Genomic DNA, 12,194 nt, shown 5'->3' with positions numbered 1-12,194 from the left:
GAAGGAAGGACAGGGCGAAGGGCTTGCGCGCGCTACGACCGATGCGGATTGTGCGGGCCGTCATCGCGGCCGCAGAGGATTTACAGGCGTTGCGCGCGGGCGGGCCGGGTGCACCGATGTGCCCAGGTTTCCGCCCATGCGCAGCCGTGTGCCGGACAGGCTCGACACGCCGACGGTCACGTCGGGCGAACCGGCCTTCGGCGCCGGGAAACCTTGTTCCGCGCCCGCCTTGATACGGGCGATGCGCGCGGCCTCTTCAAGCTGCTGCATCGCGCAATCGAGGTGCCCCGCGCGCTGGTCACCTATATCGACCATCACGCAGGGCACCGGCGCGGACCGCCCGGTGATGCGCGTCCGGGGTTCCTGCGCAAGGGCGTTATTGCAAGGGAGCAACACAGGCAGGAGCGACAGCAGGGCCACCGCATAGGTGCCTTGCCATGAACACGCCGCCTTCAATCCGGACAACGCGAGGCGCAAGCCGGGAGCCAGGGCGCTCATGCCTGTGGCAGCGTGATATCCGGTGAAGGCGGGCGTGTTCACGGTCGCTGGCTCAGAAGCGCGAGGTGAAATCGACCATCAGGTGATCGACCGAGAGCGGCGGACCGGCAATCTCGTCCGTCGACATCCAGCGCACGCCGACAGCCGTGTTTTCCGCCACGCCATAGGCGCCACCGGCAAACCAGCCCTTCATGTTGGTGCCGCCAAGGCCGAAGTCGGAGTCCGCCAGGGCATCGAGCATCGCGTCGGATTCGATGCGGCGATAACCCAGGTGGACGTTCCAGTCCTTCTTGTGGATGGTCTGGTCGCCCTGCGGCAGGCCGCGACCCAGATGGCCGACGGACAGGCGCGCCTGCCAGCCATCGTCCCCGCCGCTGTAGTTGCCGCCGCCTGCCGTGGTGATGGGCGCAAAGTTGTTCTGTGCCAGCGGCGCCACGCGACGGCGCTTGAAGGCCAGGTTGCGCAGGTAATCCCCTTCGAAGCGCAGCGACAGGCGATCCGTCAGGCCATAATCGACCTCACCGCGCAGCGAGAGCACCTCGTATTTCGAGGCAAGTCCGAAATACTGCACTTCGGGGCTCAGGCTTTCCGGTACGGCGGGATTGGGCACCACGTCGCGCAGCGCCATGTGCGTATTGCCGAACTGCTGGAACAGCGGACGCATCACGTCGGTGTCGCATACGTCCTGATTGAAGGCACACGGCGCGGAAACCTCGCCCTGAACGTTCTCGAACCGGAAATAGGCACCGGCCAGCCGCGTACGAAGCGCGGAACTAGGGCGCACGTCGATACCGAACTGCCCTGCCACCAGGTAGCGATCACGCGAACGGAAGCTGCCCACATCGCGCGAACCGAAGTTCAGGCTGGTGTTGAACAGAGGGAAGAAGCCTGCAGTGCCGAACAGGCCGAAGCGCTCGTTCAGCTTGACCTTGGCCGTAGCGGAAATGCCGTCGAAGTTGAGATCTTCGTCGAAGACCAGCGTGCTCGACCAGAACGGATTGGCGAAACGGCCCAGTTCCACGCCCAGTCCGTCCACCGGCTTGAGGTGGATGGCGGCGCGGTCCAGCCAGAGCTGGTACTTGCCGAACTCGCCGAACTGGCCCAGCGTCTGGTTGGTCGATACCGGCGAACGGTCGTTGCCGGTGGCGACGCGCACTTCCGCCGTCACCCAGTCGTCGATGCGCGCATTGATGCCGATGCGGGCACGCAGGCGCATCGCCACGCGATCGTTGCGGGTGTTCAGATAAGGCAGGTTCACGAAGCCCGGCGACGCGGGATTGACGTCCACGCCGCTGCCCTCGTTCACCGCGCCCCAGTTGACGAAATCGGTGTAGTTTCCGCGATCGAAAAGCATGGCGTCCATGCGGGCGCGGATGTCGCCCGAAAGCGTGATGCGCTTGGTCCATTCGGGCACTTCGCCGGGCTTGGCCCAGCCTTCTGCCTGCGCCTGCTGGCCCAGTTCGTTACGCAGTTCCTGCTTCAGCTGGTCACGCACCACCTGCGGGACATAGGGAATGGTCTGCACGCCATCGGCGGCCACCCCGCCCGGCGGCACCGGGGCCTGCGCAGCAGGAGCGCTTGCCGGCGCGGCGGCGCCGGCTTCCGCGATCATCGCATCGGCTTCTTCGCGAGTGACCAGGCCCTTGCGGACCATCACTTCGAGCAGCTTGTTGGAGTCGACCTGCTGCGCGGCAGCGGGCGCCGCCATGACGGCGGCCCCGGCGACGCAGGCCAGCAGCAGCGGCTTCACGCGGTGGCGAACTTGAAGACGGAACATGGAAGCAAATCCCCCTGGGACAAAAACGTGGCTTGGATGGGCAGGCATGGATCAGCCGCCCCGAAGTTCGATCCGCGTCGCCGGCATTCCGGCGGGCGGTCGCTGTGAACACTGCAGGCCGGTCAGCACCTGCCGGATGCGCGCCTGACGCCGGGCATCGCCATCGCCGAGGCGCACGTCAGTGATCCGACCGTCCGGATCGAAGCTGACCGCCAGCCGAACGGCATAGCGCCCGCGTGACAGCTCCCTGTCGGCCTGCGCGGCGTTGCGGATGCACTGTTGGGCAACCTGGGCGTAAGCGGCAAAGGCACTGCCGCCCCCGCCACCCGGACGCCCACCGATGCGAGTGCCGCCGCCATTGCCGACCGCGAGGCCATAGTTGCTGGGCCCGGCCCCTTCGCGCGCGCTGAGGGCATTGTCCCCCGGCGCGGAGGGTTCCGCAGACTGCTTGGCAGGTTCGGGCGGCGGCGTATCGACGGGCTGCTCGACCGGCATGGGCGTGGGCTCGGGCGGTTTCTCCACCGGCTTGGGCTCGGGCCGCGGTGGTGGCGGAGGGGGCGGGGGCAGGACCACCTGCACCGTCCGTGTCTCGTTAGGCCGCAACCGCGTGGTCGGATCAGCGAAGAAGCCCAACGCCACCAGCAGCGCGAAGCCGCCGCCAACCACCGCCGCTCCGATCAGCAGCTTCTGCCGCGTGGGATGAGCACCGGGCCGAAGCCGATCCAGGTTGCCGCCACCCAGGCCCTTCCCCGGCGGCGGAAGCGCGGAGACCGTCATTGCGCACCTGTCGCAGCCGGTGGCCTCGTGGCCGCCATGCCAAGGCTGGGTACGCCGACCCGGCTGCACAGGTCCAGCACCTGCATGACCTTGTCGTACTGCACCGCCCGGTCGCCGCGCAGGATCACCGCAAGGTCCGGCGTGGAAGCGATGGACGTGCGCAGTTCGCTCTCCAGCTCGCTCATCGATACCGGCACGGCGTCGATGGATATGGTGCCGTCGTCGGACACGGCGATGACGCGGCTCTTGGGCTCGTTCATCGTCTTGGCCGCAGACGCGCTGGGCAGATCCACCTTGATGCCCTGCACTGCCGCCGTCGTCAGCAGGATGAAGATGATGAGGAGAACCAGCATCACGTCGATCATCGGCGTGACGTTGATCTCATTGTACGGCTTGTCTTCGTCGCCGATCTGCATCGCCATGGTCTGAACTCCTTCGTCTTGGGGCTCAGGCCGCTTGCGCCGCAGGAACGTCCTGCCACGTTTCGGCGATGCGCTTTTCCAGTTCGTCGGCAAAGATCTGGTTGCGGGCCGTGATCTTCTTGGAACGGGACAGCAGCGCATTGTAACCGAACATGGCGGGGATCGCGACGACGAGACCGGCAACCGTTGCCAGCAGCGCGGCGGCGATGCCCGGTGCGATCGCGTTGATGTTCACTTCACCGGCAGCAGCCACGGCCGCAAAGGTGATCATGACGCCCAGCACGGTGCCCGCCAGACCGATGAACGGACCGCCCGAAATCGAGTTGGTCAGCAGCCCCATGCGTTCCTGCAGCTTCTGGTTTTCCAGCACCTGTTCGGCATCGAGCGCCGAACGGATCGCCGCGATCGACTGCGCACGAATGGCAAAGCGGCTGCCGGTGGCGCGCCCTTCCTTCAGGCGCTCGCCCAGTTCGCGACGACCGACGTGATAGAGGTGGCCCAGCGAACTGCCCGCCGCTGCCGCGCCCGGATCGAACGCGGGCAGGCCGTCATGATCCCCCGACCGCTTCGCCTGCGCACGATAGGCATCGAGGAAGACGTCGTTCGCTTTCTCGATGCGAGAGAACAGGAGGTGCTTGGAGATCATCGTCCAGATCGCCAGCGCGAACATCACACCCAGGATCGCAATGACGATCCAGGCATCCAGTGTCAGCGCGCCGAAAAGGATGCCCATGTAGCCGTGACCGCCCCCGGTCTCCACCTGCTCGGCCGTGTCGAAGGTCAGCAGGCGTGCGCCCTGACCCTCCGATGCCGCCGCCAGCTGGAACGCCGCCTGCGACAGCGCCACTCCGGCAACACGCAACTCGTCGATCTCGCCCGACAGGCCCTGACCGATCAGGACGTTGCCGCTGACCGGGCCCATCGCTCCGGCGAGTTCGCCCGCAGGCTGCCCGCCGATATAGAGGACCGACTTCTGGCCATCGTTGACCAGCGCCACATGGGCCCAGGTTCCGGTCGGCAGCGCCGCACCGGCAGAGCGCTTGCCGCCTGCATCGATGAACAGCTGTCCGCCCTGCAGCACCAGGCTGGCGCTGCCCGGCAGCGAGAGCAGGGTGCCATCCGACGCAGGCTTGACCCAGAAGCTGACCGAGAGCGGGCCAGCCGCAAAGGCGGACGCGGGCAGCGAAACAGGCGTGCCGTCAAGCGACAGGCTGTTGGCGATCAGGCCGCTGGCATTGCGCTTGGTGCCGCCCTGCGCGTTGACGCCGTTGGCGGTAGCGTCCTTGGGCGCGCCCTGTTCGTTGAAATGATAGATGAGCCGGTAGTCAGGCGCGATGCTGCCTGCCACGTCCTGCCCAGAGGTCGCATTCTTGTTGCCGTAATAGGCATAGATCGCGGCCAGCTGGCCAGGCTGCAGTCCCTGCACGTCCACCCACACGAGCGCCTGCTGACCCTTGGCGTCCCACTTTTCGACGTGAAATTTCAGCGGGGTACGGTCATCACCCGCGACGAAGCGCAGGTCCGAGCCGTCCGCTTTCACGTCGGCGAAGTTGAAGTTGCCCTGATGCAGGCGCACCAGCACCGGCGCGCGCGCCACTTCGCCCGTGACGCCCGCAGCCGAAGCATTGACGTTGATCTTCGTGCGATAGGCGTAATCCGTTTCCCACCAGGCATAGGCCGGCATGGCGGTAGTGAGCGCGGCAGCGGCGACAAGGCCCCCGACCACGCCCTTGAGGCGTGCGTTAAGAGACATCAGAATTCCCCCCAGATGCGGAAGCGTGTGAAAATGTCGCCGGACTTGCTTTCCGGCCCCGAGAACAGCGGCGTGCCGACTTCGACCGCACTGTTGAGGTACTTGAACAGCTTGATGCGGGCTCCGGCGCCCACGCTGGACAGCTTGAAGCGGCGCGCCTGACCGTCCAGCGGGTGATGAATGCCGCCGCCGCCGTAGTCCCAGAACCCGTGCAGCCGCAGTTCGTGCTGCGACGATGCACCCAGAAGACCGGCGAAGTCGGGCGAGCGCACCTCTATCTGCGAGGAGAAGCCGTAGTCGCCCAGGCTTTCGGTCTCGTAATAGCCGCGCACGCTGTTCATGCCGCCAAGCGAGAAACCTTCGTTGGCGATCAGCGGATTGGCTGACCACTGCGTGGCGAGGCGGGCGTTGAACTGGATGTCCGCCACCAGGTCCAGCGTCGTTTCCGCCTCACCCTTGAGGATGAAGAAGTTGGGCTGCGCCTTGTAGCGTTTGCAGTCGAAGTGGTTGACGTCCACCTTGCAGCCGTCGCTGGACGTGCCGCCCGGCGTGCCGAGGCCGCGGGTGCCGAAGATGCCGGACAGGCTCACGCTCGAAACGCGTCGTTCGCCGGTCCAGTCGCCACGCCATGACAGCGTGACAGGCAGGTATTTCACCGGGACCGAGCTGCGATCCGGGCCCAGCGTCAGGTCTTCGGTGAAGTCCTTCCAGTCCGCCCCGAACGTCAGCGCGTGGTAGAACCCTTCTCCAGTCCCCAGCGACTGGATCAGCCGCCCGCCGGCGATGTTGCCCTTGCCGACCACGCTAGTGCCGCCGATGACCGCGATGTCGCTGTCGGAATGGACGCCGTACAGCATCAGCTGCGTGCCCTGCCCCAGCCGCATCAGATAGTTGGCGGAGAAGACCGTGCCGTCATCCCGGCGGCGGGGCGCGGTTTGCGCGGTGACGGAAAGGCTGTCGCCCCGGCCCCACATATCGTCGTACCGCAACGTCGCAGACGCCCGCAGGTCGGTCGTCGCGGCAGAGCTGAAGTTGTTGAGTTCCGCCGTTGCGTGCCAGGCGGAGCTTTCCTCCACCTTGAGCACCACATCCAGCGTACCCGGAGCCTCTCCCGCCTTCAGCTCCGGCGTGACGCGGCGGCTTGCCTTCTGGTTCATCGCGATCACGTCGCGCTGGAACGCGGTGATGTTGGGCGTTGCACCCGGCGTCAGCGATGCGGCCTGCGCCTTGACCTTGTCAGCGTGGCGGGTGTCGCCCTCGACGACCAGATTGCCGATCGCCTGAGGCTGCACTTCCAGCATCAGGATGCCGCTGTCCACCGCCTGCTCGGGGACCGACACGGACACCGCGACGTAGCCGGCATCCTCGAACGCCTTCTGCAAGGCGGCGCGCGCCGATTCCACGTCGGCTTCGCTGCGGCCCGGCCCCATGAAGGGATAGACCGCCCTCTCCACCGCATCCGGCGCCAGAACGGTGTTGCCGCGCACCTGGAAAGCACGAATATCGAACTGCGTGGCCGGAATCGTCGACGCGTCGATCGCGGCTGTGCCCGCGTCCTGCGCCCACGCCGCCGGCGATACGCTCATGGTCAATGCTGCGGCGATCGCCCCGATCGACGAGGCACGCCAGCCTATTCCCCGGATCTTCAAAACAAACCCCCAACCGTCAGACCCATCCGCGACGATCGCGAGTGGGCAGGCGAACACCGCCGCCGTCGTCCTTGGAGCCGGGCTGTGACTCAATTGCTGCAATGCAATGCCCCGCTGCGAGGGGCGCACTAGAAGCGGTACGCACACGCCTCAAGTATAAATCAGCCAATGAAACTTAACTATTGCGTATTGTTCTTGGCCGGTCAGGATTGATGAAGATTTTGTTTCATTATATTTTTCATGAGTATTGAACAAAAGCATCATTGTCCCGCCAGCCTGATGACTGCGGGATGCTAATACACCTCGACTCGTTGGTTAGTTACTATTATTCTAGATTGTCATGAGGTGGGACAGACATTCTGAACACGCGAATGCGCGTCTGGGTCGGGGTTTCTTCGAAGAGTTTCTGGTACGCACGCGTGAATGTCGTGCTCGACGGAAAACCTGCCGCCAACGCAATCTCTGCAATGGAACGGCATTCCCACATGCATTGCAGGCGCGCCTGCGCATCGTGCAGCCGCACGGCCTGCGAATAACGCGTGACCGTGGTGCCCAGAATGGCTTTGAACCCACGTTGCAGGGTAACGCCGGTGATACCGACACGCCCTGCCAGTTCGTGATGGGAAAGGTGGCCGCTGGCATCGCGGTCCAGCCATGCACGCGCCAGCGTGATCGCACGCGAAGGCGGAAATGGGGTATCGGCGCCATGCTGTGCCGCCAGCGCGTCGACGATGCCCTCCAGCAGAAACCTCGCGTGCTCGTCGCTGGCCTGGCCCTGCGCAACGGCAAGCAGCGCTTCTGCCAGGCAAGCCGGGCGATCGAGATCGAGCGCAAGCGCACCGCGCATCAGGCGCCGCGCGCCGCCATGGCGGACGCTGGCGCAAATCTGCATGGGCGTGCGGGGCAGCCGGACCGCCAGCACGGTTGCCGCCTGCCCCCGTTCGACGCGAAAGACGCCGCCGCTGGCAACTACGGCGCAGCGCTGTGTAAGGTCGATTTCGATATCGTTGACGATAGCGCGGCCCATGCCCTCTGCGGCAAACGCCACGACGATATCGTCGCAGGGATCTACCACGTCGCACGATGGCTGCGGGGCACCGAACCGCATGACATGAATGTCGATGTTCGCCGGCATGGCCAATACAGGCGGCAACACCTTTTCAGCCTGTTCGATCTCGGCATGCGCCAGTATTTGCATCGCCATAAAAGTGCCTCCGCCGACGAGACAGCCGCATGGCACCGATTGCGAACCATTATTTTTGCGCGAACGACATTTCCACCTGCCCGGCTCCGGCATTGTCCGGTTGCGCTGATCTGTCACAAATCGTCGTTAATGCGCGGCGCTCATGAGCGTGCTGCAATCCCGGCTGTGATCCCATGAAGTCCAACCCGCTGGACCGGATCTTCTCGTTGTCGCTGACGACGGCGCTTCATGCTGCCGCCGGGCTGGCGCTGCTGCTGATGCCGCCGCCCGGCGGCGCGCAGCATGGCGACGCGGCCTCGCAGGGACGCAGCAACGTGCTGGTGGTCAAGCTGATCCCGCTGGAACGGGGCTCCGCCACCGGCAGCGCTCTCAGGCCTGAACCTCGGGACACATTGACCGATCTGCATCCGGCCAAGGCCGCCGCTTCGCGTTCTACCATGCCTGCCGACGCCGCCTCTGACGTGAAAGGCGCCGACAGGCCGGCCAACCTCGGCAATGCGCCGACGGCAGCGCAGGTCGGCAGTTCCGCCACGTCGCTGATCGGGACCAGCGCGGTGACCTATCGCGACCTCCTGCTCGCGCATATCGCGCATTTCCGCCAGTATCCGGAGGAAGCGCGGCGCGATGGGTTTAAAGGGTCCGTCGAAGTCGGCTTCACGCTGCACAGAAATGGCTCGATAGATCGCGTCTGGGTGGTATCCAGTTCGGGGCGCACCGTACTGGATCGCGAGGCGCAGGCCGCCGTGCACCGTGCCGTGCCGATGCCGCCGATCCCCTCAGACCTGCCCTCCTCGCTCGACGTCAGTCTACCGATCGATTTCGAGATCGAGTGACCGCACGATGGCGGCAGCGGCGACCTTCGGACAACAGGGTGGCATGCCCGCCCGGTTCGGTGCCTTCCTTTTGGCGCTGGCCTTGTCGTTTGCCGCAAGCACCGTCGCATCCGGTCGCGCCGCAGAGCGTGCCTACGACATTCCTGCGCAGGATCTGGAAAAGGCGTTGCTGGCATTCGGCCGGATCAGCGGCATCGACATTGTCTACGAGCCGGCAATCCTGAAGGGAATGCGGTCAGAGCCGCTACGAGGGCGTTTCTCCCCACCGTTTGCGGTCGCCACGCTGCTGCACGGCAGCGGCCTTGCGCATCGCTTCACCAGCGCCACGGCGGTGCTGATCCTGCGCGGGGGGACGCACGTGCCGGACGAAGGCGAGCCCTCCACGCGTCTCGTCTCCGGGGGACGACCGCAGCTTGCCCTGGGTCGGCTCAAAGTAACCGCAGCGCGAGTGATCGGGCAGCCTCAGACCGATTACCGCCCTTTCGGCCATGTCGTGCAGAACACCATCATGCGCCGCCTGCAGGATCATCCGGCCACCCACAATCGGCGTTTCGAAGCCCGGCTTTCGGTACGGATCGACGCCCATGGTGTGATCCGCACACTGCATCTGGCAAGCGGTTCGGGCAACGCAGCACTCGATGGCGAAGTGCTGCGCGCATTGGACGGGATGCAACTGCCTGCGGTTCCGCCGCCGGCCATGCCGCAGCCGGTCTGGTTCGAGATCGTCCAGCGATGATGAGCGAGACGACCCGGTCGCTGCTGATGCGCGCGCTGCTTGCCGGCCATGCCTCGCTGCGAAGCCGCCTGGCGCGCAGGCTGGGGCCCGATCTTGCCGACGATGCGCTGCAGGAGACATGGATTCGCCTGCGTACCCGCGGCGATCTGTCCCTGGTGAAGAACCCGGACGCCTATCTGTTCCGCACGGCGCTCAACGCCGCCAGCAACATCGCGAAAGGCGACCAGCGCCGCTTGTCGCATCTGGAAGTCGAAGCGCTGCTCAACGTGGCGGACGATGCGCCGGGGCCCGTGACCATCGCTGAGGATCGGGCCAGCATCGCCGTCGTGCAGCAGGCGCTGTCGGAACTCAGCGAGCGACAGCGCGTGATTTTCGAGGAAGCCTTTCTGGGTGACGCGACGCATCACGATCTGGCCGAACGGTTCGGCATCAGTGTCCGCATGATCCAGAAAGAGCTGAAGCACGGCGTCGATTTGTGCGCGCGGCGGCTCAAACGCGAAAAAGTTGTTCGCTCCGGCGAACTCCGGGTGTCTGAGAAGAAGGATGGTTGATGAATCCCGAGACAAGAGGTCTGAAGACCGAGTGACCGTGCAGGACATGGACATCGATCTGTCTCCTCTGACGCATGAAGCGTTGCACTGGGTCATCCGGTTGACTTCCGGCGCGGCGACGCAGGAGGACGCTCGCGCGTTCGAAGCGTGGCGCGATCAGGGACCGGAGCATGTCGGCGCCCTGAGCGAAGCGGTAAGTCTGCGCCAAACCCTTCGATCGATGCCGCTTGGCGCGCGTTCGGCGCAGCAGCAGGATGCTTCGGACAACGTGCTGCCTTTCGCGCCCCCCGCCCGCTCTCCGGCCATGAGCCGCCGCGCGATGCTGGCCGGTGGAGGCACTGCAGTCGCCGCTTCAGTGGCAACGATGCTGGCCATCAACCCGCCTTTTGGCCTTTGGCTCTCGCTGGCCGAGCTGAACGCGAGCGAGCGTACCGCTATCGGAGAACGCCGGATGCTGCGGGTGGCGCATGGCGTGACGCTGGAACTGAACGGACGCACGTCGGTCAGCCTCGACCCGCAGACCGGCCGGGCGCGGCTCGTCACCGGTGAAGCCTTTGCATCCGTCGCCTCGGATGCTCCCCCGTTGCTGGTGCGCGCAGGGGACGAAAGCTGGACGGTGCACGGCGCAGAGGCGAACATCCGCACCAGCGACCGGCAGACCTGCATCACCTGCCTGCGAGGTCGTCTTGTTCGCGCCGATGGTTCTGTAACCCTGCGCAGCGGCCAACAGTATGTCACGATGGCCGACACCGCCCCCAGCATCACCTCCGTCGATCCGGAGCGCAGCTATGGCTGGCGCCGTGGGGTTCTGCTGTTCCGCCAGACCCCGCTGGCCGAAGCCGTGGAGGACATCAACCGCTATCGCACCGGCACCATCATTCTGGCCGACGCCGGATTGGGCCAGCGCCGGGTCAGCGGGATGTTCCATACCGACAAGATCGACAACGCACCGCGCCAGTTGCAGCAGTTGCTGAACCTCAAGGCGACCGAGCTACCGGGCAATGTGATCCTGTTCAGCTGAACATGGTGGATCCAAGGCCTCGTCAGAAGCCAAGCCGCCGCCCCTGCTGGCCGATGATGTATTTCACACCCGCGGATGGCTGATCGTTCAATTCCCCGGCAATGGTGCGAGCAGCCTCATCCGAACCATCGATCGAAGGCTTGATGTGCCCGATCACGATCGGAAGCCCGTTCATCAGGCTGCGATCGCCCACCTCCTTTGCCAGCCGTTCCAACTCTGCATTGAGCCAGCGCGGCGTAAGATGGCCGAACAGATCCTCGTCTCTGCGGGCATTGGGGTACGACGTCTCGACGATTATGGCACGCAGCCGCCGCTGACGGACAAGCGGCGCGATCGCCTGCCATAACGCGCCAAGGCGCGATGATTTCTCGACGGCATCCGGCCCGGTATCGCCCATGCACAGCAGCGCATCGCCCTTCGCCTCGATCAGGAACGCGGTGGACAGCGCACCTCCATGCGACAGGGGATAGGCGGACACCGTCATGCCCGTCCCCTCGACCCGTACTGCCGGCACGCCGGGGGTCAGGTCGCGATAGCCGTAGCGGCGCAGGAAAGGCGGCTTGCCCCGATCTGCCATGTTGGGCCACGCGCTCCAGTTGAAATAATCCTGCGCCAGCGCGGCATTGACTTCGGGGAGCGCGAAGATCGGCTTTGCGACATCGTCAGGGGAAGCCATCACCAGGCCGGCGACATGGTCGAGGTGCGGATGGGTGACGAGGTAGGCGCGGATACGCTCGTGCAGCACGGTGCTGGCTTTCGTCCCGGCTGGAAATCCGCCCTTGTCGATGGCCGCACGGATGCCCGGCACGAGCGTGCCGGCATCGCATGTCAGGCCCGCCCCGCCCCCGCGCGGAGCGATGAACCACGCCGTGGTGGCGCCTTCTTCTATGCCGCCTTCTACGCCGAGAGGAACCACGTCGAACACATGGGGGCGAACTGGCTCTGCCGCCAGAGGTGCGGGCAGCGCGGCCAT

Annotated in this window: 12 protein-coding genes; 4 read left to right on the top strand and 8 right to left on the bottom strand. The window is 65.5% G+C overall.

Annotated elements, in window-relative coordinates:
- Nucleotides 1-60: 60 nt before the first annotated feature.
- The 7 genes from GGR40_RS06495 to GGR40_RS06465 form a co-directional block, all read right to left on the bottom strand.
- Nucleotides 61-498, bottom strand: a complete 438-nt coding sequence (locus GGR40_RS06495; RefSeq protein WP_429275398.1) for a hypothetical protein — start codon at nt 496-498, stop codon at nt 61-63.
- Between the two features lie 52 nt (nt 499-550).
- Nucleotides 551-2,275, bottom strand: a complete 1,725-nt coding sequence (locus GGR40_RS06490; RefSeq protein WP_429275397.1) for a putative porin — start codon at nt 2,273-2,275, stop codon at nt 551-553.
- Nucleotides 2,276-2,326: 51 nt separating this feature from the next.
- Complete coding sequence (locus tag GGR40_RS06485) at nt 2,327-3,052, bottom strand: TonB-dependent receptor (protein ID WP_429275396.1); 726 nt, start codon at nt 3,050-3,052, stop codon at nt 2,327-2,329.
- Nucleotides 3,049-3,474 (bottom strand): ExbD/TolR family protein, encoded by a 426-nt coding sequence (locus GGR40_RS06480; RefSeq protein WP_429275395.1) that lies wholly within the window; start codon nt 3,472-3,474, stop codon nt 3,049-3,051. Before GGR40_RS06480 ends, GGR40_RS06485 begins: the two co-directional genes overlap by 4 nt.
- A gap of 25 nt (nt 3,475-3,499) precedes the next feature.
- On the bottom strand, nt 3,500-5,227 hold the full coding sequence (locus GGR40_RS06475; RefSeq protein WP_429275394.1) for a DUF2341 domain-containing protein: 1,728 nt from the start codon (nt 5,225-5,227) through the stop codon (nt 3,500-3,502).
- Nucleotides 5,227-6,813 (bottom strand): ShlB/FhaC/HecB family hemolysin secretion/activation protein, encoded by a 1,587-nt coding sequence (locus tag GGR40_RS06470; RefSeq protein WP_429275393.1) that lies wholly within the window; start codon nt 6,811-6,813, stop codon nt 5,227-5,229. Before GGR40_RS06470 ends, GGR40_RS06475 begins: the two co-directional genes overlap by 1 nt.
- 388 nt (nt 6,814-7,201) lie before the next feature.
- Nucleotides 7,202-8,173 (bottom strand): helix-turn-helix transcriptional regulator, encoded by a 972-nt coding sequence (locus tag GGR40_RS06465; protein ID WP_429275392.1) that lies wholly within the window; start codon nt 8,171-8,173, stop codon nt 7,202-7,204.
- Nucleotides 8,174-8,253: 80 nt separating this feature from the next.
- Here GGR40_RS06465 and GGR40_RS06460 point away from each other — a divergent pair, with 80 nt between their 5' ends.
- From GGR40_RS06460 to GGR40_RS06445, 4 genes are read left to right on the top strand one after another with little or no spacing between them, the layout of a single operon-like run.
- Nucleotides 8,254-8,913 carry an energy transducer TonB gene (locus GGR40_RS06460; protein WP_429275391.1) on the top strand — a complete coding sequence of 220 codons (660 nt, stop codon included), beginning with the start codon at nt 8,254-8,256 and terminating at the stop codon, nt 8,911-8,913.
- A gap of 43 nt (nt 8,914-8,956) precedes the next feature.
- Nucleotides 8,957-9,649, top strand: coding sequence for a TonB C-terminal domain-containing protein (locus tag GGR40_RS06455; protein WP_429275390.1), 693 nt, complete (start codon nt 8,957-8,959; stop codon nt 9,647-9,649).
- A 26-nt stretch (nt 9,650-9,675) separates the two neighbouring features.
- The gene (locus GGR40_RS06450) at nt 9,676-10,200 is read left to right on the top strand and encodes an RNA polymerase sigma factor (protein ID WP_429275389.1); all 525 of its coding nucleotides are present in this window, start codon (nt 9,676-9,678) and stop codon (nt 10,198-10,200) included.
- Nucleotides 10,201-10,231: 31 nt separating this feature from the next.
- Entirely contained in the window at nt 10,232-11,221 is a 990-nt protein-coding gene (locus GGR40_RS06445) for a FecR family protein (RefSeq protein WP_429275388.1), read from the top strand.
- 22 nt (nt 11,222-11,243) lie between these two features.
- Here the strand turns inward: GGR40_RS06445 and GGR40_RS06440 are convergent, their stop codons facing one another.
- Nucleotides 11,244-12,194: an MBL fold metallo-hydrolase gene (locus GGR40_RS06440; protein WP_429275387.1), complete on the bottom strand. Its 951-nt coding sequence runs from the start codon at nt 12,192-12,194 to the stop codon at nt 11,244-11,246.

This window comes from Novosphingobium gossypii (assembly GCF_050433305.1).
GTDB lineage: Bacteria > Pseudomonadota > Alphaproteobacteria > Sphingomonadales > Sphingomonadaceae > Novosphingobium > Novosphingobium gossypii.
Note: the sequence above shows the minus strand (reverse complement) of the source record. Positions and strands in the feature narration are given on the sequence as shown.

What these genes read in the sequence shown, in the direction of transcription:
- GGR40_RS06490 (WP_429275397.1), bottom strand. Translation starts at nt 2,275, where the DNA reads ATGTTCCGTCTTCAAGTTCGCCACCGCGTGAAGCCGCTGCTGCTGGCC.
- GGR40_RS06455 (WP_429275390.1), top strand. Translation starts at nt 8,957, where the DNA reads ATGCCCGCCCGGTTCGGTGCCTTCCTTTTGGCGCTGGCCTTGTCGTTT.
- GGR40_RS06495 (WP_429275398.1), bottom strand. Translation starts at nt 498, where the DNA reads ATGAGCGCCCTGGCTCCCGGCTTGCGCCTCGCGTTGTCCGGATTGAAG.
- GGR40_RS06480 (WP_429275395.1), bottom strand. Translation starts at nt 3,474, where the DNA reads ATGGCGATGCAGATCGGCGACGAAGACAAGCCGTACAATGAGATCAAC.
- GGR40_RS06450 (WP_429275389.1), top strand. Translation starts at nt 9,676, where the DNA reads ATGCGCGCGCTGCTTGCCGGCCATGCCTCGCTGCGAAGCCGCCTGGCG.
- GGR40_RS06470 (WP_429275393.1), bottom strand. Translation starts at nt 6,813, where the DNA reads ATGAGCGTATCGCCGGCGGCGTGGGCGCAGGACGCGGGCACAGCCGCG.
- GGR40_RS06485 (WP_429275396.1), bottom strand. Translation starts at nt 3,052, where the DNA reads ATGACGGTCTCCGCGCTTCCGCCGCCGGGGAAGGGCCTGGGTGGCGGC.
- GGR40_RS06465 (WP_429275392.1), bottom strand. Translation starts at nt 8,173, where the DNA reads ATGCCGGAGCCGGGCAGGTGGAAATGTCGTTCGCGCAAAAATAATGGT.
- GGR40_RS06460 (WP_429275391.1), top strand. Translation starts at nt 8,254, where the DNA reads ATGAAGTCCAACCCGCTGGACCGGATCTTCTCGTTGTCGCTGACGACG.
- GGR40_RS06440 (WP_429275387.1), bottom strand. Translation starts at nt 12,194, where the DNA reads ATGGCCGCGCTGCCCGCACCTCTGGCGGCAGAGCCAGTTCGCCCCCAT.
- GGR40_RS06475 (WP_429275394.1), bottom strand. Translation starts at nt 5,227, where the DNA reads ATGTCTCTTAACGCACGCCTCAAGGGCGTGGTCGGGGGCCTTGTCGCC.